Source organism: Bradyrhizobium sp. NBAIM01 (assembly GCF_020194115.1).
Lineage (GTDB): Bacteria > Pseudomonadota > Alphaproteobacteria > Rhizobiales > Xanthobacteraceae > Bradyrhizobium > Bradyrhizobium yuanmingense.
This window is the reverse complement of record NZ_JADYVU010000011.1, coordinates 81,644-107,238: the sequence shown is the minus strand read 5'-3', so window position 1 is coordinate 107,238 and position 25,595 is coordinate 81,644. Positions and strand designations below refer to the sequence as shown.

The following is a 25,595-nucleotide window of genomic DNA, read 5'->3' as shown; positions in this document are numbered from 1 at the left end:
AGGGTTCAAAAACTGTTTCTTGAACTCGGTAAAATTGGACCTAACTCGGGCTAAGGTCACAACCAAGAGACGTCATGACGGAAGCCAACGTCGCGCCGGTCACCGGCCATTCACCAAACGCGCTCGCCGCGGTCGAAGCCGAAATTGCACGCGCCTGCAGGGACGCGCAGCGTGATCGCGCCTCGGTCACGCTGATCGCCGTGTCCAAGACGTTCGCGGCGGATGCAATTATCCCGGTTATCGCCGCAGGACAGCGCGTATTTGGCGAGAATCGGGTGCAGGAGGCCAAAGCCAAGTGGCCGGCGTTAACGTCTGCTTACCCCGATATCGCGCTGCATCTGATCGGGCCGCTGCAATCCAACAAGGCGAAAGAGGCGGTTGCGCTGTTCGACGCCATCCATTCGGTCGACCGTCCGAGCATTTGCCAAGCGTTAGCCAAGGAAATCGAATCCCAGAACAGGCACCCGCAGCTGTTCGTCCAGATCAACACCGGCGAGGAGCCGCAGAAGGCCGGGATTGCCCCGGGCGAGGCCGATGCCTTCATTGCAAGCTGCCGCGACACCTACGGGCTGACGATCTCCGGATTGATGTGCATCCCGCCGGTCGACGAGCCGCCCGCCGCGCACTTTGCGCTCACCGCCAAGATCGCCGCGCGCAATGGCTTGACGAATCTCTCGATGGGCATGAGCGCCGATTTCGCGACCGCCATCATGCTCGGCGCCACCCATGTGCGCGTCGGCAGCGCGATCTTCGGTCATCGTTAGTTGCCGTTGGCGAGGGAGGATGCCGCCCGAACGCTGTCAATATCGTCGCAAGGGCCTCGCAATGACGGCGGTGTGCCTCACCCGATGATGATCTTTGTGCGCGGGCCCAGGCGCCGCAGCAATTGCAGCATGGCGGATTTCGTCATGGAGACGCAGCCGGCGGTCGGGCCGAAATTGTCGCGGGCAAGGTGCAGGAACACCGCGCTGCCGCGGCCGGCGATGCGGGGTCGGGTGTTGTGGTCGATCTCGATGATGAAGTCGTAGAGATGGTCGGCGCGCTGGAGCCGGTCGCCGCCCTGCCCCTCGCCGAGCCGGATGCTCTGGTTGTAGCGGCGGTCCCGCGGATCCTCGCACCAGGCGTCCACGCCGGTGATCATCCGGGCCGGCAGGAACGTCCGGGGACGGCTGTGCCGGTCGCCCCGCCACCACAATTGCCTGGGCCGGAAGCTGCCTCTGGGGGTGCCGCCATCGCCCTCGCGCTTGTTGGCGAGAATGCCGCCTCGCCCCAGCGCAACCGGAATGGTCAGCGCTCCCGCCGTCAGCCAGCCTCGGCGCGGATTGCCGGCAGCAGGCTTAACGCGGATCGCCGAGAGCGGCCCGGGGCCTCGATTCCTGATGTAACCGACTGAAGCTGCTTTGTTTTTCATGTGAACGTGCAATGTCGAATTCATTACAGGACATTCATCAAAACGTCCTGCTATTCTGAGTTAGAGTGCTTCTGGCTTGTGAATCGGTAACAGCCCACTACTTCAACACGAACAACAATAATCACGGCGACCTTAAACTTCCCCTCGCGGCTGGGTGCGGCATGGATGTGCCGCCGAGCCGGACCCCAAAAGGATGACCCCCCATGGCCAATGCCCGCAAGATCCTGATCGTGGATGACGATACCGATCTGCGCGACACGTTGGTGGAGCAATTATCGCTACACGAAGAATTCGAAGCCTCTGCGGTCGATACCGGCGCCAAGGGCGCCAGCGCCGCGAAGGCCAATTCCCCCGATCTGGTTCTGATGGATGTCGGCCTGCCCGACACCGACGGCCGCGAGGTTGTCCGCTCGCTGCGGAAGGGCGGCTTCAAGGCCCCGATCATCATGCTGACCGGGCACGACACCGATTCCGACACGATCCTGGGCCTGGAATCCGGCGCCAACGACTATGTGGCAAAGCCCTTCCGTTTCGCGGTGCTGCTGGCGCGCATCCGCGCCCAGCTCCGTCAGCATGAAGCCAGCGAGGACGCGGTGTTCTCGGTCGGACCCTACTCCTTCCGTCCCGGCTCGAAGATGCTCACCGCGGCCAATGCCCGCAAGGTCCGCCTCACCGAGAAGGAAACCGCAATTCTCCGCTTCCTCTACCGGGCCGGCCAGATGCCGGTGTCGCGCGAGACCCTGCTCCAGGAGGTTTGGGGCTATAATTCCGGCGTCACCACGCACACGTTGGAAACCCACATCTACCGCCTCCGCCAGAAGATCGAGAAGGACGCCGCCAACCCGGAGATCCTGGTGACGGAAGCCGGTGGCTACAAGCTGGTGCCGTGATACGCTTCGATGGCGTGCGAATCGTTTTAGATCGTACGCCTTCGAGCCTCGGACCTGAATGTCAATCGACGATGATGTAGCGCTTCTCGAGCGTGTCCCGACACTGCGCCTGTTGGGAGACGCCTCGTTGCGCATGCTGGCGATCGGCTCGGAGCAGCGTGATTTCGTCCGCGGCGACGTGCTGTTCAATCTCGGCGACGACGCCGATGCCGGCTTCGTGGTCCAGCGCGGCGCCTTCCGGGTTGAAGACGGCGCCGGCGCCGAAATGATCGCCGGTCCCGGCGCGTTGATCGGCGAGCTCGCGCTGGTGGTGCCGATGAAGCGGCCGTCGAGCGCGGTCGCGCTGGAGCATTCCTCCGTCATCCGCGTCGCCCGCAGCCTGTTCCAGCGCGTGCTCGAAAGCGATCCCGCTGCGGCGGTGCGCCTGCGCGACGAGTTCGCGGTGCGCTCCAGCCAGATCGCCAGTGATATCCTGATGGCGGGTGCGAAGCTGACGAGCTGAGCCCTCGTCATTCCGGGGCGCGACGAAGTCGCGAACTATGGTGCGCAATTGCGCACCTGAGAATCCATTGAGCGGCAGAGTCAGTTGATGAATGGATTCCGGGCTCGCGCCAAGTGGCGCGCCCCGGAATGACCACCGCGGCTCACACCTCCAGCGTCACCGTCACAGGCACGTGGTCCGATGGCCGCTCCCAGCTGCGCGCATCGCGCAGAATCCTGAAATCGCTGACTGCATCCTTCAGCGCGCGCGAGACCCAGATGTGGTCGAGCCTGCGGCCGCGATCGCCGATGGTCCAGTCGGCGGAGCGGTAGCTCCACCACGTATAGACCTTCTCCGACATCGGGATGCGCTCGCGCGCGACGTCGACCCATTCGCCGGCCGCGAGCGCCGCCTTCAGCTTCTCCGTTTCGACAGGCGTGTGCGAGACCACTTTCAGCAGCTGCTTGTGCGACCACACGTCGTTCTCGTGCGGGGCGACGTTGAGATCGCCGACCAGGATGTGGCGGTCCTCACCGCGCGGATGCAGCGGCTCGCACGCTTTCATCTCGTCGAGGAAGCGGAGCTTGTGGTCGAATTTCTCGTTCAGCGCGGGATCGGGAATGTCGCCGCCCGCGGGCACGTAGAAATTATGCAGCACCAGTGGTTTTGCGATGCCCGCCTTTTCACCGAACGACACCGAGATGTGGCGCGAATCCACCTTGTCGCAGAAGGTGCGGATGTCCTTCGATTCGAACGGGATCTTCGAGATGATGGCGACGCCGTGATAGCCCTTCTGACCGTTCAGCGCGACGTGCTCGTAGCCGAGCCGCTTGAAGCGCTTCAGCGGAAAAGCATCGTCGATGCACTTGGTCTCCTGCAGGCACAGCACTTCTGGCCGCGCGCTCTTGAGAAATTTCGCGACCAGGTCGATGCGTAGCCGCACCGAGTTGATGTTCCAGGTTGTCAGGGAAAGACGCATAGGAAATGCGTCTTAGCATGGATTGGCGTGGGGAAAATGCTTGTCCACAGCGAGCTCTCGTAGGGTGGGCAAAGCGAAGCGTGCCCACCGTGATGGCCGTGAGGAGAGGTGGTGGGCACGGCGCAAGAGCGCCTTTGCCCACCCTACGGCAGCGGAGCGCTCAACCCCGCGACGGCGTGTTGTAATTGGTGAAATCGATCTTGAACATGTTGGGGTCGAGCTTCTTGCTCGAGTCCAGATTGTACACCGCAATCGTCGTGTCGTAGCCCTGCGGATCGGTGACGGTCCACTGCTTGAGCTGGCCGTCCTTGGCGCCGAACATCAGCAGCAAGCGGCTGGTGCCGACCAGGGCCTGCTTCTCCTCGATGGTGACGCTGACGAAGACGTCGTCGGCCGAGACGCCAACGACATTGGTGTCCCTCATCAGGTCGATGCGGTCGGACAATAGAAAGCGCAGCGGCGTCTGCGACAGCGGGTAGACGTCCTGGGTCGCGAGCTTGCGGTCGCGCACCACGAGCGAGGATCCGTCGGCGACGATGTCGATCGGGCTCGGCGCATCATATTCGAAGCGTACCTTGCCGGGTTTCTGGATGTAGAAGTCGCCCTGCGTCTTGCTGCCGTCGGGACCGACCTGGACGAAATTCCCGACCAACGTCTGCAGCGACGACAGATAGGCGCTGACCTTGGCCGCCTGCGCTTTCTGGTTGGCGTCGAAGGTCTGGAAGATGCTGCTCGGAACGTTGCGCCGCGGATCCGGGATCACCGGATTGGGCGGCGCCTGCGTCGCGCCGGTGACGGCCGGCCCACCGGCGGTCGCGCCGCCGTCACGCCCCTTCGGCGCGGGCTTCGGCACCGGCACGGTCTGCGCGAAAGACGCAGCGGTCACCATCGCGGCGGTGACGAGAAGCACGCCGGCCATGCGCGCGCTTCGCGCGGCGATGGTGGCAGCGATTCGAATGTCCGGATGTCTAATCAACGCGTCGTCCTGTGTGGCTGGGCGCCCTTTTACCGTGATTTCGGGCAAAAGCAGATATCGAATTTGCGTGAAATGTTGCTCAGAGGCTCCTCGCCTCACATATGGCTGTCTTCTTCCTCGACCAGAATCTCGCGCTTGCCGGCATGGTTGGCGGGACCGACGATGCCCTCCAGTTCCATGCGCTCCATCAGCGATGCGGCGCGGTTGTAGCCGATTTGCAGGCGGCGCTGGATGTAGCTGGTCGAGGCCTTGCGATCGCGTTTGACGATCGCGACCGCCTGCTGGAAGAGATCGCCGCCGCCATCGCCGCCCATGCCGGTGGCGTCGAACACGGCACCGTCCTCGTCCTCGGTCGGCTCTTCGGCGGTGACGGCTTCGAGATATTCCGGCTGTCCCTGGGTCTTGAGGTGACGCACCACCTTCTCGACTTCCTCGTCGGAGGCGAACGGTCCGTGCACGCGGCTGATGCGGCCGCCGCCCGCCATGTAGAGCATGTCGCCCTGGCCGAGCAGCTGCTCGGCACCCATCTCGCCGAGGATGGTGCGGCTGTCGATCTTGGAGGTGACCTGGAAGGCGATGCGGGTCGGGAAGTTCGCCTTGATGGTGCCGGTGATGACGTCGACCGACGGACGCTGCGTCGCCAGGATCACGTGCAGGCCGGCGGCGCGCGCCATCTGCGCCAGACGCTGCACCGCGCCTTCGATGTCCTTGCCGGCGACCATCATCAGGTCGGCCATTTCGTCGACGATGATGACGATGTAGGGCAGCGGATCGAGCGAGAGCTTCTCTTCCTCGTAGATCGCCTTGCCGGTCTCCTTGTCGAAGCCGGTATGCACCGTGCGCGTCGGCTCCTCGCCCTTGGCCTTCAATTCGAGCAGGCGCGTGTTGTAACCGTCGATGTTGCGCACACCGAGCTTGGCCATGTTCTTGTAGCGCTCTTCCATCTCGCGCACGGCCCATTTCAGCGCGACCACCGCCTTCTTCGGGTCGGTCACAACAGGCGTGAGCAGATGGGGAATGCCGTCATAGACGGAGAGCTCGAGCATCTTCGGATCGACCATGATCAGGCGGCACTGGTCCGGCCGCAGCCGGTAGACCAGGCTGAGGATCATGGTGTTGATCGCGACCGACTTGCCCGAGCCGGTGGTACCGGCGATCAGCATGTGCGGGGTGCGCGCGAGGTCGATGATGACGGGGTCGCCGCCGATGGTCTTGCCGAGGCAGAGCGGCAGCTTCGCCACCGTGTCGGTCGCCTCCTTCGCCACCAGCAATTCGCGCAAATAGACTTTCTCGCGATGCGCGTTCGGCAGCTCGATGCCGATCGCGTTGCGGCCGGGCACGACGGCGACGCGTGCCGACAGCGCGCTCATCGAGCGGGCGATGTCGTCGGCAAGGCCGATCACGCGCGAGGACTTGATGCCGGGCGCCGGCTCCAGCTCGTACAGCGTAACGACCGGACCGGGATTGGCCTTCACGATCTCGCCGCGCACGCCGAAATCCTGCAGCACGCCTTCGAGCGAACGGGAATTGTTCTCCAGCTCGGCCTTGCTGAGCGGCTGGCGATCGCCGGCCTTTGGTGCGGCCAGCATGGAGACGGACGGGAGGTCGAACTTGTCGGAGGATTTCTTGGAAGCGGGCTTCGGCGCGGCTTTCTTCTTCGGGGCGCGCGCGGCGGGCTCCTCCTCTTCCTCCTCCTCGTCCTCCAATTCGTCTTCGTGCTCGTCCTCGTAGTCCTCGTCTTGAGACTGCGGCGAGATCGACGGCGCCGAGCGGCCGCCGCCGAGATTCGGCTCCTGCCGGCTGAACTGGGCGGCCTTGGTCTTCGGTCCGCTCGAGACCAGCGAGCGGTAGGCGGCACCACACAGCCAGATCAGCCGCGCCTTGGTGCTCATCAATGCATGGAACAGCCAGCCCAGCGAGACCGAACCCCGATCGCTCTCCTCGTCTTCGTCGAGCGGCTTGTCGTCATCGGCGACCTCAGCGATCTCGTCGTCTTGCTCGCGCGCGCCGAGGCCGCAGGCGATCAGGAAGGTCGCTGTCATCGCGGCGAACAGGATCGTGCCCAGCACGATGCGATAGATCGTACCGGCCGGCCCGAAGATCACCGCGGGCGCGCGCACCAGCGCATCGCCGACCACGCCGCCGAGGCCGGTCGGCAGCGGCCAGGCCCCGCCATGCTGAAAGCAACTGACGAAGCCTGCCGCGATCACCGTGCAGAGAATCCAGGAGCCGAGCCGCAGCGCCTCGCGGTCGAACGGCCGATGCGTCATCATACGCCAGCCCCAGACCGCAACGGTCAGGACCAGCATGATCGCGCCGAGCCCCAGGATCTGCATGGCGAGATCGGCGCCGATCGCGCCGGCATAGCCGAGGATGTTGCGGATCGGCCGCGAGGTCGCGTGGCTGAGACTGGGATCCTGCACCGACCACGTCATCAGCGCCGCCGCGGCGATGCCCGCCAGCGCGATCAGGCCGAGGCCGGCGAGCTCGCGCATGCGCCGCGCCAGCCCCTCGCGGATCGAGGGCGGCAGATGGCCGACCAGAGGAATGACGCGTTCGATTGCCGACATGCTCACGGGCCCCGCCTAACCCAGAGTCTCGACCAGCCGGTGCAGCGCCTGCGCCGTGGTCTCGCCGTCCTGCACCAGTGCGAGGCGGATATAGCCTGCGCCGGGATTGAATCCGTCAGGCTGCTGTCGCGCCAGGAAGCTGCCGGGCACCACGCGCACGCCGGCTTCCTTGAACAGCTTGAGCGTCACCGACACGTCGTCGCCGATCTCGGAGGTGTTGAGCCAGACGCAGAAGCCGGCATCGGGGCGGCGATAGCCGTAACGATTGCCGATGATCTGGTCGGCGAGGTCGAACTTGATCCGGTACAGCCGCCGATTCTCCTCGACATGCGCCTCGTCGCCATAGGCGACCGTCGCGACATGCTGCAGCGGCACCGGCACCTGGGGCGCGGCGATGTTGCGCAGCTCGAGGAACATGCCGATGAACCTCTTGTCGCCGGCGGCAAAGCCGACGCGCAGGCCCGGCAGGTTGGAGCGCTTCGACAGTGACTGGAACGCGACCACGCGCGTGAAGTCGGGGCCGGCGCATTCCAGCGCGCTGCCGGGTGCCTCGCGGGTGTAGATCTCGGAATAGCACTCGTCGCTGAGGATCACGAAGCCATAGCGATCGGCGAGCTGCTTCAATCGCTTGAAATAGCCGGGCCTCGCGACCGAGCCCTGCGGATTGGCGGGCGAAGCCAGGTAGAACGCCACCGTGCGCGCCAGCGTCGCCTCATTGATGGCGTCGAGATCGGGCAGGAAGCCGTTCTCGATCGTGGTCGGCAGATGGACCGGCTCGCAAGCGGCCGCAAGCGCGCCCGCGCCGTAGACCGGATAGAACGGGTTCGGCATCAGGATCGCGGGCTTGCCCGGACGCGGGCCGACATAGCGCGCGGCCGCGATCGCGGCGAGGAACAGCCCCTCGCGGCTGCCATTGAGGACGAGAATCTCGCTCTCGGGGTCGAGCGGCCGCGGCAGCTTGAAGCGCGTCGACAGCCAGGCCCCGGCGGCGTTGCGGAACGGATCGGTACCCTTGTTCGCGGGATAACGGCCGAAATCGGCGATGTGCTTGGCCAGCACCGGGCCGACGAAGTCGGGCACGGGATGCTGGGGCTCGCCGACCGCAAGCGAAATCAAGGGCTTGCCCGGCTGATGCGGGGCCAGCAGCTCGTTCAGCCGGACAAAGGGCGAGCGTTCGGAATCGGAGCCATTACCGCCCTGCGGCGCACGGGATGAAGCGGTCAGAGCCATTCGTTGGGCGCCAGTACTCTTGGAACGGCCGGTCGCTACCATAGGCGCCGGCGGGAAGCGGTTCAGTTCACCATAGATAGGGCGAGGTTAAGACGCGATTAACCATCGGCCGCCGCCCGCGTCCAGAGCGGGAATAATGGGGCCGGAGACAGCGGCGTGCATGGACGGTCCCCCCTCCCCCGGAGGTGCCTGCAGGCGGAGCGATCAAAAGAAAGGGGCTCCAGCTTGCGCTGGAGCCCCTCAACGGTCAGGGCATTGCCGGGTATGTGCCCGAACCGTAGTTGTGGACGCGGTCCCCGAAGAGACCGCGCCCGGGAGGAGAGGGTCACATGTTGTAGGCGCGCTCGGTGTGCTCGGTGATGTCGAGGCCTTCACGCTCGCTCTCGACATTGGCGCGGAGGCCGACGATCACATCGACAACCTTGAAGAGGATCGCCGAGCCGACGCCCGACCACACCAGCGTGGTGCAGACGGCCTTGATCTGGGCGAGCATCTGCGTGGCGAAGTCGTAATCGGCGACCTTCGGCGGGATCGCCGAATAGTCGATGATGCCGGCGCCGCCGAGCGCGGGGTTGACCAGAATGCCGGTGCCGATGGCGCCGACGATGCCGCCGATGCAGTGCACGCCGAACACGTCGAGGGAGTCATCGTAGCCGAGCGCGTTCTTCACCACGGTGCAGAAGAACAGGCAGACCACGCCGACGACGAGGCCGAGGACGATCGCTCCCATGACGCCGGAGAAGCCGGCGGCGGGCGTGACGGCCACGAGGCCCGCGACGGCGCCTGAGATCACGCCGAGCACGGAGGGATGACCCTTGATGATCCACTCCGCGAACATCCACGACAGCGCGGCGGCTGCGGTGGCGACGAAGGAGTTGGTCATGGCGAGCGCAGCGCCGCCGCTGGCCTCGAGATTGGAGCCGGCATTGAAGCCGAACCAGCCGACCCAGAGCAGCGAGGCGCCGATCATCGACATGGTCAGCGAGTGCGGGGCCATCAGCTCCTTGCCGTAGCCGACGCGCTTGCCGATCAGGAGAGCGCCGACCAGGCCCGCGATACCGGCGTTGATGTGCACCACGGTGCCGCCCGCGAAGTCGATCGCGCCCATCTTGAAGATCCAGCCGGCATCGGCGTTGAGCTCGTCGAGCTTGGCCTGGGCCGCGGTCTTCGCCGCCGCGTCAGTAGCGGCAGCCAACGCTTTGGCCGCATCCTGGATCAGGTCCGGACCCTGCCAGTACCAGACCATGTGCGCGATCGGGAAATAGACCAGCGTCACCCAGAGCGGAACGAACAGCGCGATCGCCGCGAACTTCATGCGCTCGGCGAAGGCGCCGACGATGAGAGCGGGCGTGATCGCCGCGAAGGTCATCTGGAAGCAGACGTAAATCAGCTCCGAGATGTTGGCGTCGACCGAGAAGGTCGCGGCCTTCGTGTCGGTGGTGACGCCCATCATGAAGGCCTTGGAGAAGCCGCCAATGAAGTCGGAGCCGCCGGTGAAGGTGAGGCTGTAGCCGTATACGGCCCAGATCACGCAGACGACGCAGACGGTGTAGAACACCTGCATCAGGACCGAGAGCATGTTCTTGGAACGAACCAGACCGCCGTAGAACAGCGCGAGGCCGGGGATCGTCATCAACAGCACCAGCACTGTCGATGTCATCATCCAGGCGTTGTCTCCCTTGTTGACCGTTGGCTCGGCGTAGGCTGCGGTCGCAGCGAACAGGCCGACTGCGAGAGCCGCCAGTCCCGCGCCATAGGGACGCTTGAACGTCATATTGTTTACTCCTGCTTGGATAAGGTTGAGCGCGAAATCAGAGGGCCGCGGCATCGGCCTCGCCGGTGCGGATACGCACCGCGTGGTCGAGGTTGATGACGAAGATCTTGCCGTCGCCGATCTGTCCGGTTTTCGCCGCGGACGTGATGGCATCGATGGTCTTGTCGACCTGGTCGGAGGCGACAGCGACCTCGATCTTGATCTTGGGCAGGAAGCTCACGGCATATTCGGCGCCGCGATAGATTTCCGTATGGCCCTTCTGGCGGCCATACCCCTTGACTTCCGTCACCGTGAGACCGTGAACGCCGATGGCGGTCAGGGCGTCACGGACTTCTTCAAGCTTGAATGGCTTGATGATCGCCATAACAATTTTCATGGGTCCTATCCCCGCTTGGGCCCGGTCCGGACGTGGCCGGGCGTTCTCGACTGGTTCGCCACGAGGGAGAAGTTTCACTACGCGGGCACAGCCGGACCCCTAGAATCAAATGCCGTGCCAGATCAGGCGGATTGCCTAACGGACTATGAAGACGGGGGTTTTCGCCTTTGGCGGGTGCTGCGATGCAGTGCGCTATTACGTCGCGCTCAAAACGTGGTCACGCCTGCTGAAAATAAGGGCAAGACAGGCTCCCGACACAATGTTGCTCACGTGTCGGGCAGCGAGGCGGTATTTACGTAGCGCCGGCGCCTACTGCAGGGCTTCACCGTGCTGCGAAATATCCAGACCCTCCAGCTCGTGCTCACGGGATACGCGCAAGGGCACGAACAGGCCGACCAGCTTGAGCAGGATGAAGCTGACGCCCGCCGACCAGACGAAGGTCACGGCGACCCCATAGAACTGGATCAGGAGCTGCTGCGGATTGCCCTCCAGCAGGCCGGCGGTGCCGCCGATGGCGCTGGTGGCGAACACGCCGCCGAGCAGGGTGCCGGTCAGGCCGCCGATGCCGTGGACGCCGAAGACGTCGAGCGAATCGTCGTAGTCGAAGCGGTGCTTCAGCCAGGTACAGGCCCAGTAGCAGAGTGCACCGGCAATGATGCCGATGACGATGCCGTGCCATGGCGCGACGAAGCCCGAGGCCGGCGTGATGGTGCCGAGACCTGCGACCGCGCCGGAGATCATGCCGAGCACCGAGGGCTTGCGCCGGGTCGCCCATTCGATCGCGCCCCAGGTCAGCGCGCCCGCGCAGGCGGCCAGATGGGTCGCGATGATCGCCATCACCGCGCGTGAGTTCGCTCCGAGCGCCGAGCCGCCGTTGAAGCCGAACCAGCCGACCCACAATAGGCCGGTGCCCATCACTGCGAGCGACAGATCGAACGGCGAGAGATTCTCGGTGCCGTAGCCGTGACGGCGTCCCATCACCTTGGCTGCAACGAGGCCGCCGGTGCCGGCCGATAGATGCACGACGAGACCGCCGGCGAAATCGAGCACGCCCATGCTGGCGAGGAAGCCGCCGCCCCACACCCAATGCGCCAGCGGAATGTAGACGAAGATGAACCAGGCGACCGAGAACAGGAGATAGGCGGAGAACCGCATGCGGTCGGCGACCGAGCCCGCGACCAGCGCCACCGTGATGACGGCAAACGTCATCTGGTACAGCATGAACAGCGATTCCGGGATCGTCTTCGCCGCGGGGTTGACGCTGTCCATGGTCATGCCGGCGAGAAACCAGCGATCGAGCGTGCCGATCCAGGGGCCGTCGCCGACGAAGCACAGCGAATAGCCGAACGCCACCCAGAGGATTGAGATCAGCATCACCGCGGCCAGGCTCTGCGCCATGGTGGCGAGCACGTTCTTCTTGCGCACCATGCCGGAATAGAACAGCGCAAGCCCCGGGATCGTCATCATCAGCACCAGCGCTGTCGCGACGATCATCCAGGCGGTGTCGGCGGTGCTGATCTCGTTTGCCGCCGCGTGCGCCGGCGCAGCCATGGCGGACACAAATCCGATTGGCGCAGCCATTGCAGCTGCGCGGCGCGACAATCCCGCCATATCGTTCCCCCCGGCATCAATTGGCGTCGCACGCTGTGGCGTCGTTGCCCGGTGCGATCGAAGAATAATTTGTGTTAAAGCGCGTCGCTGTCGGTCTCACCGGTGCGGATGCGCAGCGCGTGGTCGATCGGCGTGACGAAGATCTTGCCGTCGCCGATCTGGCCGGTGCGCGCCGTCGCGGTGATCACGGCGACCGCCTTGTCGGCGACGTCGGAAGCGACCGCGATCTCGATGCGCAGCTTCGGCAGGAAGTTCACGACATATTCGGCGCCGCGATAGATCTCGGTGTGGCCCTTCTGCCGGCCATAGCCTTTCACCTCGGTCACGGTCATGCCGTGCACGCCGATCGCCGTCAGGGCCTGGCGGACCTCATCGAGCTTGAAGGGTTTGATGATCGCGACGACGAGTTTCATGGTCAGGCCTATTCCCCGGGATGCGCCGCGCCGTATGTCCCCGGCGCTGCGTCAATCTGGCATCTTTCCGGGCAAATGGCACAAAAAAGTTGCAGATTGAAGCGGAAAAACGTTTGGCCAAGGGCGATCATGTGAACGGCCGCCTCTGTACAGGGCAGCTGTTCATCATTCACAATGCATTTTTGGCATGGATGCGGTGAACCCAGGCGTGAACCGAAGCGTCCCGGCCGGTACATACCTAAGTTCGAGGGGGACGTTCCATGGCGAGTTGGTTCTACGCATCCGAGGGTAAGCAGCAGGGGCCCTTTCCGGAAGGGCAATTCCGCGACCTCGTTGCCCAGGGCGTCGTGCGTCCGGACACCTTGGTCTGGACCGAGGGCATGGCCGGCTGGCAGAAGGCCGCCGAAATTCCCGGCCTGATCGGCGGCGGTGCGCCGCCGATGGTCCCGACGGGCGGAAGTGGCTATGGCGGCGCTGCCGGCTATGCAAGCGGTGGATCGCTCTCGGTCGATTTCAGCATCCTCGAATTCACCTGGCGCAGCATCGTCCTGCTGATCGGAATGATCTTCGTCATCCCGGCGCCTTGGGCCTTCGTCTGGTACACCAGATGGATCGTCTCCTGCGTGAACGTCCCCGGGCGGCCGAACCTCAGCTTCACCGGCAATGCGATGACGTTGGTGCCGTGGTGTTTCGGCTTCATCGTTCTCGCCATCGCGCTTGGCTTCGTCGGCAGCGAGATTCTGAGCAACCTGCTGTTCATCGTGCAGATCGTGCTCTACTGGCTCCTGATCAAATGGATGGTCGCGAACCTCGCCTCCAATGGGCAGCCGCTGGGCCTCAGCTTCACCGGTTCGGTCTGGGCCTATATCGGCTGGAATCTGCTGTTCGCGATTTCCATCATCACCATCATCGGCTGGGCCTGGGTGGCCGCGGCCCAGATGCGCTGGTTCTGCCGCAACGTCGAGGGCACCCGGCGCGAGATCGTGTTCAAGGGCAGCGGCCTCGATATCCTCTGGCGCGGCATCGTGGCCGCCATCCTGATGTGCTTCATCATCCCGATCCCGTGGGTGTACCGCTGGATCATGAACTGGTTCGCCTCGCAGACCGAGCTCGCGCCGCGCGGCTCGCTGGGGGCATGATCCGAACGCTTCAGGCGCTGCTTGAAGCGATCAGGCCTTCCGTTCGCGCACCGAGCCTTCCTGCGCGACGGAGGCGACCAGCGTGCCGTCCGGCTTGAAGATCGAGCCGCGGGTCAGCCCCCGTCCCGATTGCGCGCTCGGCGAATCCTGCGCGTAGAGCAGCCATTCGTCGGCGCGGAACGGGCGATGGAACCACATCGCGTGGTCGAGACTCGCCGGCATCATGCGCTTGTCGAACAGCGTGCGGCCATAGCGCGCCATGATCGCATCGAGCAGCGAGAAGTCCGAGGCGTAAGCGAGCGCGCACATGTGCAGCGCCGGATCGTCGGGCAGCTTGGCGGCGGTCTTGATCCAGACGTGGATGCGGCCGTCGTCGATCTTCTGGCCGAAATAACGGCCGAGCTCGACCGGGCGCAGCTCGATCGGCCGATCGGATTCGTAATACCGGCGGATGAAGTCCGGCATCTCCTTGAACATCGGCTGCTTCGCCACCTCCTCCGCCGTGAGCTTTTCCGGCGGCGGCACGTCCGGCATCTTGTCCTGGTGGTCGAACGCAGTCTCCTCCTCGGCGTGGAACGAGACCATGATCGAGAAGATCGCGTTGCCGTGCTGGATCGCGGTGACGCGGCGGGTCGAGTAGCTTTTGCCGTCGCGCAGGCGCTCGACCTGATAGATGATCGGGATCTGCGGATCGCCCGGCAGGATGAAATAGCAATGCAGCGAATGCGGCAGCCGGCCCTCCACGGTGCGGCAGGCCGCGACCATCGCCTGCCCGATCACCTGGCCGCCGAACACCCGCTGCCAGCTCGTCTTCGGGCTGTTGCCGCGGAACAGGTTCACCTCGAGCTGCTCGAGGTCGAGGATCCCGATGAGGTCGATCAGTCCTTTGGACATGATGGTGCTTTCCAGTGATGCCTCATTCCGGGGCGCACGCGGTGCGAACCCGAAAATCTTGAGCTGATAAACCTCCGGATTCCGGGTACGCGTGTTGCGCGCCCAGGAATGACGGAACGAAGGGCTAGCGGTCCTCGTTTCACCGCACTGTTTCGCCCAGCTCAAGTCTGCTAGCAAGACCGAGAATTGTCCGGGAAGCTTTGGTATGTCGGTACAGGGTAGCATTGTCATCGGTGGCGGCGCGTTTGCCGGCCTTGCGCTGGCCTTGGCGCTACGCCAGGGGCTCGGGCCCGAGATCCCAATCATCGTCGCCGATCCCGCGCTCGGCACGCGGCCGAGCCGCGACCCCCGCGCCACCGCGATCGTCGCCGCCTGCCGCCGCCTGTTCGAGACGATCGGCGCCTGGGACGACGTCCGGGGCGAGGCCCAGCCGATCCTCGACATGGTCGTCACCGATTCCAAGCTCGAGGACGCCACCCGCCCGGTGTTCCTGAACTTCGCCGGCGACGTCGCGCCGGGCGAGCCGTTCGCCCACATGGTCGAGAATCGCCGCCTGATCGATGCGCTGGTGGTGCGCGCCGAGGCCGAGGGCATCGATCTTCGCGCCACCCCGGTCGCCTCCTACGATGCGCGCACTGACGGCATCGAGGTGACGCTCGGCGACGGCAGCGTGATCGCGGCGGGCCTCTTGGTCGCCGCCGATGGCGCGCGGTCGAAGCTGCGCGAGCGCGCCGGCATCGTCACTCATGGCTGGGAGTACGACCAGTCCGGCATCGTCGTCACCGTCGGCCACGAGCGCGATCACGAGGGCCGCGCCGAGGAACACTTCCTGCCGGCCGGCCCGTTCGCGATCCTGCCGCTCACCGGCAAACGCTCCTCGCTGGTGTGGACCGAGCGCCGCACTGAGGCCGCGCGCATCATCGCCCTCAGCGACGAGGAATTCCACGCCGAGCTAGAGCAGCGCTTCGGCCTGCATCTCGGCGAGGTCAAGGTGCTCGACAAGCCGCGGGCGTTTCCGCTGTCTTATTTCGTCGCGCGGTCCTTCATCGCCGAGCGCCTCGCGCTGGTTGGCGACGCTGCCCATGTCATCCACCCCATCGCGGGCCAAGGCCTCAACATGGGCCTGAAGGACGTCGCTGCGCTGGCGGAAGTGGTGGTCGATGCCGCGCGGCTCGGCCTGGATATCGGCGGGGCGGACGTGCTCGAACGCTACCAGCGCTGGCGCCGGTTCGACACCATGGCGATGGGCGTCGCCACCAACTCGCTGAACTTCCTGTTCTCCAACCAGTCGACGCTGTTGCGCACGGTGCGCGACATCGGCCTCGGCCTCGTCGACCGCGCCCCGCCGCTGAAGAACCTCTTCATCCGCCAGGCCGCAGGCCTCACCGGCGAGGTGCCGCGGCTGTTGAAGGGCGAGGCGTTGTAAGGGCGAATGGTGAGTATCGAGTGGCGAGTGGACCCATTCCCTATTCGCCATCCTCAATCGATCTTGCGCGCCTCTTCCGGCAGCATGATCGGGATGCCGTCGCGAATGGGATAAGCGAGCTTGGCGCTGCGCGAGATCAGCTCCTGCCGCTCAGCATCGAATTCCAGCGGGCCCTTGGTCAGCGGGCAGACCAGGATCTCCAGCAATTTTGGATCGACGCTGGCTTCGGGACGTTCGGTGGGCGCGTTCATGGAAGTCTCCGGCACTTGCTTGCCTTTAGCATAGAAATTCGTGCCCGCCATCGCGCTTTAGGCGAAGACCATCGCCAGGAGCTCGTCCAACATGGTCCGCAGCCGCGCGGCCGGGATTGACGGGCCTGACAGGGCGAAACCGAGAAATGTCCAGTACAGGATCTGCGCGCGGGCCTGCGCCGTTGCCGGGGCGAGTCCCCGCTTCTGCAGCAGCTCCTCGATATAATCGAGCCTGCGGCGATCGATGGCACGCACCGCCCCTTGCGCGCTCGCATCGAACGCCGCCCAATTGCGCACCGCGCGTTCGAGGTCGAGCCGCGCGCCGAAGGATCTCCGCAGCAGCATCTTGACCGGCTCGTCGCCGGCGGCTTCGACGTCGGCGATGATCCGCTCGGCCGCGATCTCGCGCCAGCGCTTCAGCACCGCGGCGTGAAACGCGGCGAGATCGGCGAAATGCCAATAGAAGCTGCCGCGCGATACGCCCATGGCCTTGGCGAGCGGCTCGGCCTTCAAGGCCGTGAAGCCGCTCTTGGCCAGGGCCTTGAGGCCCTGGCCAGTCCAGTCGTCAGCGGAGAGCTGTTGGTTCATGTCGTTTCCCGAAAAGCGCACCATACACTAGTGTATTGACAAGCGCTTGGCCAGACGCTATCGAAACATACATGAGTGTATGGAGGCGTCGATGCGGGATCTGCTGCTCCAGTGTGCGGGCGTCGTGACCATCGCCGTTGCGCTCGTTCACGGCTACCTCGGCGAAGCCAAGGTCTTCGCCCGCGCGCGCATCGAACCGGAGCGCCTCCGCACCTTGATCCGGCTGGTGTGGCAGGCCTCGACCGTGGCCTGGATCGGCGGTGGCGTGCTGCTGATCGCGGCGCCGTGGATGCAATCGGAGCCGGCTCGTCACTGGATCGTCGCGACCATGGCCTGCGTGTTCGGCTGCTCCGCCCTCGCCAACGCATGGGCGACGCGGGGCCGGCATTTCGGCTGGATGGCGCTCAGTGCGGTCGTCGTGATGTCGGTTGCCGGGTACTAGAACTCATCTAAAGCGGACCTGATCCGTTACCGATCGACCAGGCATTCTTCGGATGCCGTCATCGTCCTGGTCGTGCTCCACGTTGCTGGTGTGGCGCTGATAGGACTCCTGCAGCGCGATGATCACCGGAGGCAAGCGCATCCGCGTCCATCTCCAGTCATCCGCAAACGCGCGCAGCGGGCTTCCGGCGCGACCGGCGCGCGGAACGTGTTAGCCCCACAGATCAAATTTTACGGACGGTGTTGGCAAGCCGCTAAGCATGCGATCAGGCGCGGCACAAAATTAACGCGAAGGGCGATTAGCCGGTCCAGCATCGACAAACATCAACAATATCGACGATGGGGCGAAACTGAATGTTCCGCGTTTTCTCCTGCCTTACGGCCGAACACGATTGGCGGCTCGTCGTGCTCGCTGCTCTGGTCTGCTTCGTTGCCAGCATCGTCGCGGTCAGCATCTTCCACCGCGCGATCGCAACGCGCGGGAGAACCCGGTGGATCTGGATCGCCATTGCCGGCGCGGCCATCGGATACGGCATTTGGGCTACGCATTTCGTCGCGATGCTCGCCTACGAGCCCGGGGTCACGACGGGCTACGGCATCGTGTTGACGGCGTCCTCTCTCGCGGCGGCAATGCTGCTGACCTCGGTCGGCTTCGGCGTCGCGGTCGTCACGTCCGGCCGCTGGCGCGCGGCGGCTGGCGGCGTCATCATCGGTGGCGGCATTGCCAGCATGCACTATCTCGGAATGTGGGCGCTCGAAGTGCCGGGCCGAGTCTCCTGGTCCGTGGACCTCGTGCTCCTCTCCATCGTTCTGGGCATGTGTTTTGGCTACGCTGCGCTGGCGGCAGCGCTCACCCGTCAGGGTTATAGCGGCACGCTGGCAGCCGCCACCCTGCTGACGCTCGCCATCGTGTCGCATCACTTCACGGCCATGGGCGCCGTGCAGATCACACCGGATCCGGCGCTCGCGACCGATACGCTTTCGCTGTCTCCGGCCTTCCTCGCGCTCGCCATCGCCGGCGTCGCATTGTCCGTGCTGGGCATGAGCCTGATCGGAGTGCTGGCCGATCGTCGTCTGGCGACCAGAACCGCCAAGTTCGAGGAGATCATCAGCCAGCTCTCCATCGCCCGGCAGCAGCTCGAAGGGTCGCAGAACGAGCTCAAGGAACAGAAGCTGAGGCTGGACACGGCCATCAACCATATGGTCGAGGGCCTTTGCATGTTCGACGCCGGGAAGCGGCTCGTCATCTGCAACGAGCGTTACGCCCGTTTGTACCGGCTGCCGCCGGAATTGCTGCGTGCGGGAACTCCGCACCGCGACATCATCCGTCATCGCGTCACCAGCGGCATACTCGAAGGCGAGGCCAGCGATTTCGCCGCCGAACGGCAGATCGCCAGGCTCGAAGCACTGCCGATCCATGCCGTCTCGAGCCGCATCGATGCGTTCGCCGATGGGCGGCTGATCTGCGTGACGCGGCAGCCGATGGCCGGCGGCGGCTGGGTGGCTACGCATCTGGATGTCACCGAGCAACGCCGGTCCGAAGCGAAGATCACCTACATGGCGGAACACGATGCGCTCACCGAGTTGCCGAACCGCGTGCTGCTCAAGGCGCGTCTGGAGCCTGCACTCGCCGATACGCGTGGCGGAAATCTCCATCTGGCGGTTCTCCTGCTCGACCTCGACCGCTTCAAGGAGGTCAACGACACGCTCGGACATCCGGCGGGCGACCTGCTGCTGCGCTCAGTCGCGGCGCGCTTGCTGGATTGCATCAGGGAGACGACGTTCGTCGCCCGACTGGGCGGCGACGAATTCGCAATCGTCGACTACGTGACCAATCCGGCTGCGGACGCGGCCTCTCTCGCCGAGGCGATCCATGGCGCGCTCAGCGAGCCGTTCGATCTCGGCGATCATCAGGTCATTGTCGGCACCAGCATCGGGATCGCCCTTGCGCCCCGAGACGGCGCCGATTCCGACACGATCCTCAGGAGCGCGGATCTTGCCCTCTACTCGGCCAAGAGCGGCGGACGTGGTGCATTCCGCTTCTTCGAGCCGGAGCTGGACCGGCTCCTGCATGCGCGCCGCAACCTGGAGCGGGATCTGCGGAAGGCGCTTGCGAGGAGCGAATTCGAGCTCCACTACCAGCCGTTCGTCAATTTGAAGAGCGGCGAGACCTGTGGCTTCGAGGCGTTGCTGCGTTGGCATCACCCCGAGCGGGGTCTGGTCTCGCCCGGCGAATTCATTCCCGTCGCGGAGGAAACTGGCTTGATCCTGCCGCTGGGGGAATGGGTGTTGAGAACCGCCTGTGCCGAAGCGGCAAAATGGCGTTCCGACCTGAAGATCGCGATCAACCTGTCTCCAGCGCAATTCAGGAGCAAGGAGCTCGTGTCGACGATCGTGAGCGCACTGGCGGCGTCGGGGATTGCTTCAGACCGGCTCGAGCTCGAGGTCACCGAAACCGTCATCATGCATGACAGCGGGACCGTATTCGCAGCACTCAGCCAGCTGCGCGAGCTCGGGGTGCGGATTGCCCTCGACGATTTCGGCACCGGCTATTCGTCGCTCAGTTTTCTGCAGAAGTTTCCCTTCGACAAGATCAAGATCGATCGCAGCTTCGTCAGCGAGCTGTCCAGTCCGATGGAGGAGCCCCATCGGATCGCGCGGGCCGTGGTCCAGTTCGCCACGAGTCTCGGTAAGACGTCCACCGCCGAAGGCGTCGAAACCGCCGAGCAGCTGGACATCCTGCGCCAGGAGGGCTGCGTCGAGGCCCAGGGCTTCCACCTCAGCCCGCCGATACGGGCCTCGACGATCGCACGGCTTGCGGATCGAAAGGCCGAGGCCGGCGAGTTTGCCGCATAGAGCATGATCCGGACCCGAAGGGCCGCGTCAGCGCAAAGTGTGTAGCGGTTTTCCGAAAAGATCATGCTCAAACCAAAAAACCCAAAGCGCGATGAGGATTCATCCTAATCGCATCGCGCTTTGGGTCGCTTGACGATCACTGCAGCGGCGGGTCGCCGCTAGTGCGCTTCTTGGCGAGGTCCATCTCGGTGACGGCGATCAGGATCTCGGCGCGGGTCTTCAGGTCGGGCGCCTCCAGCATGGCCTGCTTTTCCGCGGGGCCGTAGGGCGACATCATCGCGAGCGCATTGACGAGGGCTTCATTGGGCGCGCTCTCGACGCCCTCCCAGTCGACCTTGAGGTTGTTGGCCTTCAGGAAGTCCGCCAGCACCGCCAGCAGCGCCTCGCGGTCGACCTCCTCCTCGCCGCGGCGCGCGGTGAAATCGTCGACGTAGGCGAAGAAGTCCACCTTGCACTGCCGATAGGGGGTGAGCACCTCGAGCTCCTCGACCACCTTGAAGCGCGAAACGCCGGTGAGTTCGAGGATGTAGCGGCCGTCGCCGGACTCGGCGAGCTGGGTGATGCGGCCGACGCAGCCGACGCGGAACAGCGCCGGCTTATCGGAATCCTTCCGCGAATGCGCGATGTCGGGCTGGATCATGCCGATCAGGCGATGGCCGTCGCGGAAGGAATCGTCGACCATCGAAAGGTAGCGCGGCTCGAAGATGTTGAGCGGCATCTGGCCGCGCGGCAGCAGCAGCGCGCCCGGCAGCGGGAAGACCGGAATGATCTCCGGGAGGTCGGCGGGCCCGCGATATTCGATGTTGATCGGCATCTGCCCGGTCCCCTGGCGTTGCTAGCGCATGATCCGGATCCGAAGGACCGCGTTAGCGCAAAGTGTGGAGCGGTTTTCCGAACAGATCATGCTCAAAAAAGGCCGTTACGAAAACAGGATCGTCGACAAACGTTTGCGGCCTTCGACGGTTGCATCATCCGTGCCGCCCCAGGCCTCGAAGAACTGCACCAGCTGCTTGCGGGCGCCGTCGTCGTTCCATTTGCGGTCGCGCTTGATGATCTCGAGCAGCTGCTCGGTCGCCGCCGCGCGGTTGCCTTGGGCGTTGAGCGCGGTGGCGAGGTCGAACCGGGCCTGATGATCGAGCGGATTTGCGGCGACTTTCTGTTCCAGCTCGGCGACGGGTCCAAGCGATTTCGCCTGCTCGGCGAGATCGATTGCGGTCTGCACGGCCTTCACGGCCGGGTCGTTGCGCTTGGATTCCGGCACCATGGCCAGCGTCTGCTTGGCCTGCTCCATCGCGCCGGAAACGGCGTAGCACTTCGCAAGGCCCGCAAGCGCCGCGATGTTGGTGGAATCATGCTGCAGCGCCTCGGCATAGATCTGCGCCGCCGCCGCCGCGTCGCCCTCGGCGAGCACCGCGTCGGCCTCCTGCACGATCTCGGCGACGTTGACCTCGCCCGGCGCGGTGACGCCCTTGGTCAGCCGCTCGATGAAGGCGTTGACCTGGCTCTCCGGCACCGCGCCCATGAAGCCGTCGGCCGGCTGGCCGTTGACGAAGGCGATCACGGCCGGGATCGACTGGATGCCCATCTGGCCCGGGATCGCCGGATGATGGTCGATGTTCATCTTGACCAGCTTGACCTTGCCCTTGGCCGCCTTCACCGCCTTCTCCAGGACGGGGGTGAGCTGCTTGCAGGGGCCGCACCATTCCGCCCAGAAATCGATCAGCACGGGCTGGCGCTTCGATTCCTCGATGACGTCCTTCACGAAGGTCTGGGTGGTGGTGTCCTTGATCAGGTCGGCCGCAGCCGGGCCCGCCGCTCCGTTACCCTGGTCGATGATCGTCACGGGATTCCCTCGTCATGTCTGGAATGGCGGCTCTTTAGCACGCCGCCGCGTCATATGCTTGTGGTCGGCTCCTAAATTGGGCCGAATGGGCCGAATTTCAATCCAGGCACCCCGATTCGCCGGTTCCGAGACGTTTCCGGTCGATTTGGCCGGCTTCGGGCTCCATACGGGGTCCGAATTGCGAATTGAGGCCGCCTGTAGCTGTTGCATTCCCCTCCCGCTTTTGGCATACGACAGCCGTTGCCGGCGCGTCACGCGACCGACACAGGATGCGGGTGTAGCTCAGTGGTAGAGCACGACCTTGCCAAGGTCGGGGTCGAGGGTTCGAGCCCCTTCGCCCGCTCCAGTTTTTCTCCTAGCTTGGGAATTCACCCGACATCCTGCTAGGTGTTTCCCGCCAACTCCTGGTTGCAGACTCAGTGCGTTGAGAATATTGCGGTTTGTAATCGCAATTGCTGGGAGGCGACATGACGGAGCGCTGGTTGGGGGTGGTCGTTTCGGGCGACTTGGTTATCGCTGTAGACGCCGAGGTGCCCGACGCCGGGCCAATTACAATTCAGTCGGATCAATCGTGGCCTCTCCAATTGGGTGATCGCCCTGACGCTTACGTGGTGATGGCTCAGCAAGTCACCGACTTCGCTACCGAGAATGGGATTGACTGCGCGGTCGTGAAGGAAAGTGCGGTCAGCTTGGGAGGTACGAAGAAGGCCCACCTCCAATCCGCGGAGCTGCGAGGAGTCGTGTTGTGCGCACTTCGGCGCGCCACCGAAGTCAAACTGCAATCAAAGGCCGTAATCAGCAAGACCTTCGGGGAACGCAAAGTAGACGAGTATCTTTCCGACAGCGCGTTTTGGAAGAAGGAATGCGTGGGCGCCAACCTTCGGGTCGGCAGCCGCGAAGCTGCTATGATCATCCTCGCGGCGCGCAAAAAGAAATGACGTTGCGATCAAATTTGAAGCTTGGCCACAAGCTCGGCGGTGGGCACTTTGGAGAGGTGTTCGCTGGCACCGATGACGTGCATAATGAGGTGGCTGTCAAACGTCTCGCACGACTCACAGGCGAGTCGGATGCGGAGTGGCTGGTTAGGCGAGAGGGGCATCTCGCCGAGGGACGCAGGCTTAGCGAGGCGGAACACGCCAACGTCGTCAAAGTTCATTCTCTATTGGAGGATGAGAGCAGCGACGCTGTCCTGATCGTTATGGAGAAGTGTCCGGGCGGCTCCCTTCAGGCTCTGTTTGAGCACGGGCCAATGATGCTCTCGGACGTTCGTCGATATATCACCCAAGTAACTATGGGATTGGTCGCTCTTCATTCGCGCGGAATGATTCATCGGGACATAAAACCTGGCAACATCCTGTTGGGCAAAAGAGACATAGCTCAATTGGGCGACTTTGGGCTGGTTTCCGATAAGATTGTGGGCGGCTATGCATCTGCAGCAGGATACCGCGACCATTTGGCTCCCGAGGTTGTTAATGGTGGTCCAACGAGCGTAAAGACAGATATTTGGGCCCTCGGAATGACAATGTACCGCTTGCTTCATGGGGCAGAATGGTACTCAAAATTGCCGCCGCCACGTCACGTTGCTGGCAAAGGAGGTTTTGCGAAATCCCTCCCTTGGCTGCCTCACATTCCCCAAGCTTGGAGGACTGTAATCCGGACTATGATGAATGATGACACCAAGGTGCGCTATCAAAGCGGAGGTGAACTCTTGCGCGCATACTCAAAGCTAAAAACGACGCCTCCTTGGAAGTGTACCGTCGTCCCTGGTAAGATAACTTGGACGCACGACGCGAAGGGCCGCCGCTACTTTGTGGAGCTGAATGAGTCGGGACCTAAGAAATTCGCTTGGAATGCACGAAGCGAACCTCTCGGGAATGGCAATCGTCGGAACTTTGGGTCGGGGACCAATCTCGACTACGGGACGGCTGACAAACAACTATCAGCGCTGTTCGCTACGAAGCTAGGCTGAGCTGCCGACCTTACGCAGTTTACGCGGCAACAGATATGGACCGTCAAAATCGCCTTCGCGCAAGGGGCGAAGCTCGAAGGCTTGCGCTGCAAGTTTCCTTCGCTCATTGCTGCATCGTGAACAGTAAGAATTTGTCGCGACTACACCCAACCTCGGTTTCCAAGCTCTTCCGCAGCTTCTGCAGCGTGGAAGTTGAAACATGGGAGGTATCCCTACCGGAGGATGATTCGAATCGAACATATAGGGAACAGAGCGGCGCATGTCAATACTGCGCGTTTTTAATTAACAGCTCGTTGAGGCTGGTTTTTCCCAGGTTGGCAGCTCTATCGGGTTTCGAATGACATTTCTGGTTACCGGCAGCGCTGGCCATCTCGGTGAAGCCATTCTCCGGACCCTCCGCGGGCGAGGTTCGCCAACGCGCGGGCTCGATCTCAAACCCTCCCCCTTCACCGATGCCGTCGGCTCCATCGTCGATCCCGCCTTCGTGCGGCGCCAGATGGACGGCGTCACGGCCGTGATCCACACCGCGGCGCTGCACAAGCCGCATGTGGCGACCCATGCCAAGCAGGATTTTGTCGACACCAACGTGTCAGGCACGCTGAACCTGCTCGAAGCGGCCGCCGCCGCGGGCGTGAAGAGCTTTGTCTTCACCAGCACGACCAGCGCGTTCGGCTCGCAGCTGCGGCCCGAGGCGGGACAGGCGGCGGTGTGGGTCACCGAGGAGCTGCCGTCGGTGCCGAAGAACATCTACGGCACGACCAAGCTGATGGCCGAGAACCTCTGCGAGCTGTTCTTTCGCGAGCGCGCGCTACCTATCGTGGTTCTGCGGACCTCGCGCTTCTTTCCGGAGGACGACGATGATCCGGCGATGCGGTCGGCCTACACGCTGGAGAACGCGCAGGCCAACGAGCTGCTCTACCGCCGGCTGGATATCGCGGACGCGGTGAGCGCGCATCTGCTCGCCGTCGAGCGTGCGCCCGGCATCGGCTTCGCCCGCTACATCGTCTCGGCGACGAGCCCGTTCGAGCAACGTCATCTCGGAGCGCTGGCGCGCGATGCCGCCGGCGTCGTGCGCGAGCTTTATCCGGAGTGCGCGCAGCTCTATGCGGCGCGCGGCTGGCGGCTCTTCCCCGCGATTGACCGGGTCTATGTCAACGAGCGCGCGCGGCGGGAGCTCGGCTGGCGACCCGAATTCGACTTCGCGCATGTGCTGCGCAGCCTGCGCGATGGCCGCGACGTCCGCAGCACGCTGGCGCGTGAGGTCGGATCGAAAGGCTACCACGACACGCTGTTCGACGACGGACCCTACCCCGTCGCCCCGTGAGCGCCGCGATTATTTTACTCGACGCTTCAAATGATTGTCCGGCGTCACCGCGCGCGGATCAACTTGCGCAGTTCTACTGTGCATGGGGTTGTTTTCGCACTTTTGTATGCCCACCCCGGCGGACCGCCTGACGACGTTGCGCGCGCGCTGTTG

The 25,595-nt window shown here is 64.1% G+C and carries 24 protein-coding genes and 1 tRNA gene; 11 read left to right on the top strand and 14 right to left on the bottom strand.

What is annotated here, in order from left to right; all coding sequences use genetic code 11:
• The first annotated feature begins 74 nt into the window (after nucleotides 1-74).
• Entirely contained in the window at nucleotides 75-764 is a 690-nt protein-coding gene (locus I6F31_RS28260) for a YggS family pyridoxal phosphate-dependent enzyme (RefSeq protein ID WP_036003069.1), read from the top strand.
• 77 nt (nucleotides 765-841) lie between these two features.
• On the opposite strand, the gene I6F31_RS28255 is transcribed toward I6F31_RS28260, so the two are convergent.
• Nucleotides 842-1,411, bottom strand: a complete 570-nt coding sequence (locus I6F31_RS28255) for a L,D-transpeptidase family protein (protein ID WP_036024277.1) — start codon at nucleotides 1,409-1,411, stop codon at nucleotides 842-844.
• Nucleotides 1,412-1,614: 203 nt separating this feature from the next.
• On the opposite strand from I6F31_RS28255, the gene I6F31_RS28250 reads away from it, so the two are divergent.
• Both I6F31_RS28250 and I6F31_RS28245 read left to right on the top strand, forming a co-directional pair.
• Nucleotides 1,615-2,301, top strand: a complete 687-nt coding sequence (locus tag I6F31_RS28250) for a response regulator (RefSeq protein WP_008142830.1) — start codon at nucleotides 1,615-1,617, stop codon at nucleotides 2,299-2,301.
• Between the two features lie 58 nt (nucleotides 2,302-2,359).
• Nucleotides 2,360-2,803, top strand: a complete 444-nt coding sequence (locus I6F31_RS28245) for a cyclic nucleotide-binding domain-containing protein (RefSeq protein WP_025033074.1) — start codon at nucleotides 2,360-2,362, stop codon at nucleotides 2,801-2,803.
• Nucleotides 2,804-2,945: 142 nt separating this feature from the next.
• Here the strand turns inward: I6F31_RS28245 and I6F31_RS28240 are convergent, their stop codons facing one another.
• The 8 genes from I6F31_RS28240 to I6F31_RS28205 form a co-directional block, all read right to left on the bottom strand.
• Nucleotides 2,946-3,761, bottom strand: coding sequence for an exodeoxyribonuclease III (locus tag I6F31_RS28240; RefSeq protein WP_036003067.1), 816 nt, complete (start codon nucleotides 3,759-3,761; stop codon nucleotides 2,946-2,948).
• Between the two features lie 160 nt (nucleotides 3,762-3,921).
• The gene (locus I6F31_RS28235) at nucleotides 3,922-4,680 is read right to left on the bottom strand and encodes an outer membrane lipoprotein carrier protein LolA (protein ID WP_036003066.1); all 759 of its coding nucleotides are present in this window, start codon (nucleotides 4,678-4,680) and stop codon (nucleotides 3,922-3,924) included.
• Nucleotides 4,681-4,832: 152 nt separating this feature from the next.
• The gene (locus I6F31_RS28230) at nucleotides 4,833-7,313 is read right to left on the bottom strand and encodes a DNA translocase FtsK (RefSeq protein ID WP_036024275.1); all 2,481 of its coding nucleotides are present in this window, start codon (nucleotides 7,311-7,313) and stop codon (nucleotides 4,833-4,835) included.
• A 9-nt stretch (nucleotides 7,314-7,322) separates the two neighbouring features.
• Nucleotides 7,323-8,537: an aminotransferase class I/II-fold pyridoxal phosphate-dependent enzyme gene (locus I6F31_RS28225; RefSeq protein ID WP_225186456.1), complete on the bottom strand. Its 1,215-nt coding sequence runs from the start codon at nucleotides 8,535-8,537 to the stop codon at nucleotides 7,323-7,325.
• Nucleotides 8,538-8,862: 325 nt separating this feature from the next.
• Nucleotides 8,863-10,311: an ammonium transporter gene (locus I6F31_RS28220; RefSeq protein WP_225127959.1), complete on the bottom strand. Its 1,449-nt coding sequence runs from the start codon at nucleotides 10,309-10,311 to the stop codon at nucleotides 8,863-8,865.
• A gap of 37 nt (nucleotides 10,312-10,348) precedes the next feature.
• Complete coding sequence (locus I6F31_RS28215; protein ID WP_008142813.1) at nucleotides 10,349-10,687, bottom strand: P-II family nitrogen regulator; 339 nt, start codon at nucleotides 10,685-10,687, stop codon at nucleotides 10,349-10,351.
• Nucleotides 10,688-10,996: 309 nt separating this feature from the next.
• Nucleotides 10,997-12,298 (bottom strand): ammonium transporter, encoded by a 1,302-nt coding sequence (locus tag I6F31_RS28210; RefSeq protein ID WP_225186455.1) that lies wholly within the window; start codon nucleotides 12,296-12,298, stop codon nucleotides 10,997-10,999.
• Nucleotides 12,299-12,372: 74 nt separating this feature from the next.
• Nucleotides 12,373-12,711 (bottom strand): P-II family nitrogen regulator, encoded by a 339-nt coding sequence (locus I6F31_RS28205; protein WP_008142802.1) that lies wholly within the window; start codon nucleotides 12,709-12,711, stop codon nucleotides 12,373-12,375.
• Nucleotides 12,712-12,971: 260 nt separating this feature from the next.
• Between I6F31_RS28205 and I6F31_RS28200 the strand changes: the two genes are divergently transcribed.
• Nucleotides 12,972-13,850, top strand: a complete 879-nt coding sequence (locus I6F31_RS28200; protein ID WP_225186454.1) for a DUF4339 domain-containing protein — start codon at nucleotides 12,972-12,974, stop codon at nucleotides 13,848-13,850.
• A 30-nt stretch (nucleotides 13,851-13,880) separates the two neighbouring features.
• Here the strand turns inward: I6F31_RS28200 and tesB are convergent, their stop codons facing one another.
• Nucleotides 13,881-14,744, bottom strand: a complete 864-nt coding sequence (gene tesB, locus I6F31_RS28195) for an acyl-CoA thioesterase II (protein ID WP_036003028.1) — start codon at nucleotides 14,742-14,744, stop codon at nucleotides 13,881-13,883.
• A 205-nt stretch (nucleotides 14,745-14,949) separates the two neighbouring features.
• Between tesB and I6F31_RS28190 the strand changes: the two genes are divergently transcribed.
• On the top strand, nucleotides 14,950-16,170 hold the full coding sequence (locus I6F31_RS28190) for a ubiquinone biosynthesis hydroxylase (protein ID WP_225186453.1): 1,221 nt from the start codon (nucleotides 14,950-14,952) through the stop codon (nucleotides 16,168-16,170).
• Between the two features lie 53 nt (nucleotides 16,171-16,223).
• Here I6F31_RS28190 and I6F31_RS28185 read toward each other — a convergent pair whose 3' ends face one another.
• Nucleotides 16,224-16,421, bottom strand: coding sequence for a Trm112 family protein (locus I6F31_RS28185; RefSeq protein WP_036003042.1), 198 nt, complete (start codon nucleotides 16,419-16,421; stop codon nucleotides 16,224-16,226).
• Nucleotides 16,422-16,478: 57 nt separating this feature from the next.
• Nucleotides 16,479-17,009, bottom strand: a complete 531-nt coding sequence (locus I6F31_RS28180; protein ID WP_036003039.1) for a TetR/AcrR family transcriptional regulator — start codon at nucleotides 17,007-17,009, stop codon at nucleotides 16,479-16,481.
• 91 nt (nucleotides 17,010-17,100) lie between these two features.
• Here I6F31_RS28180 and I6F31_RS28175 point away from each other — a divergent pair, with 91 nt between their 5' ends.
• Both I6F31_RS28175 and I6F31_RS28170 read left to right on the top strand, forming a co-directional pair.
• Nucleotides 17,101-17,451: a hypothetical protein gene (locus I6F31_RS28175; protein WP_036003036.1), complete on the top strand. Its 351-nt coding sequence runs from the start codon at nucleotides 17,101-17,103 to the stop codon at nucleotides 17,449-17,451.
• A gap of 353 nt (nucleotides 17,452-17,804) precedes the next feature.
• A complete protein-coding gene (locus I6F31_RS28170) occupies nucleotides 17,805-20,306 on the top strand; it encodes an EAL domain-containing protein (protein WP_109141979.1) in 2,502 nt (833 codons plus the stop codon).
• Nucleotides 20,307-20,442: 136 nt separating this feature from the next.
• Here the strand turns inward: I6F31_RS28170 and I6F31_RS28165 are convergent, their stop codons facing one another.
• Nucleotides 20,443-21,120, bottom strand: coding sequence for an LON peptidase substrate-binding domain-containing protein (locus tag I6F31_RS28165; protein ID WP_036003016.1), 678 nt, complete (start codon nucleotides 21,118-21,120; stop codon nucleotides 20,443-20,445).
• A 105-nt stretch (nucleotides 21,121-21,225) separates the two neighbouring features.
• On the bottom strand, nucleotides 21,226-22,149 hold the full coding sequence (gene trxA / locus I6F31_RS28160) for a thioredoxin (protein ID WP_025033093.1): 924 nt from the start codon (nucleotides 22,147-22,149) through the stop codon (nucleotides 21,226-21,228).
• Nucleotides 22,150-22,420: 271 nt separating this feature from the next.
• Here trxA and I6F31_RS28155 point away from each other — a divergent pair.
• The 4 genes from I6F31_RS28155 (at nucleotide 22,421) to I6F31_RS28140 (ending at nucleotide 25,442) form a co-directional block, all read left to right on the top strand.
• A tRNA-Gly gene (locus tag I6F31_RS28155) sits at nucleotides 22,421-22,495 on the top strand.
• 121 nt (nucleotides 22,496-22,616) lie between these two features.
• A complete protein-coding gene (locus I6F31_RS28150; RefSeq protein WP_225186452.1) occupies nucleotides 22,617-23,087 on the top strand; it encodes a hypothetical protein in 471 nt (156 codons plus the stop codon).
• Nucleotides 23,084-24,118, top strand: a complete 1,035-nt coding sequence (locus tag I6F31_RS28145; RefSeq protein ID WP_225186451.1) for a serine/threonine-protein kinase — start codon at nucleotides 23,084-23,086, stop codon at nucleotides 24,116-24,118. The genes I6F31_RS28150 and I6F31_RS28145 overlap by 4 nt, the downstream gene beginning before the upstream one ends.
• Nucleotides 24,119-24,455: 337 nt before the next feature.
• The gene (locus tag I6F31_RS28140; RefSeq protein ID WP_225186450.1) at nucleotides 24,456-25,442 is read left to right on the top strand and encodes an NAD(P)-dependent oxidoreductase; all 987 of its coding nucleotides are present in this window, start codon (nucleotides 24,456-24,458) and stop codon (nucleotides 25,440-25,442) included.
• The last annotated feature ends 153 nt before the right edge of the window (nucleotides 25,443-25,595 follow it).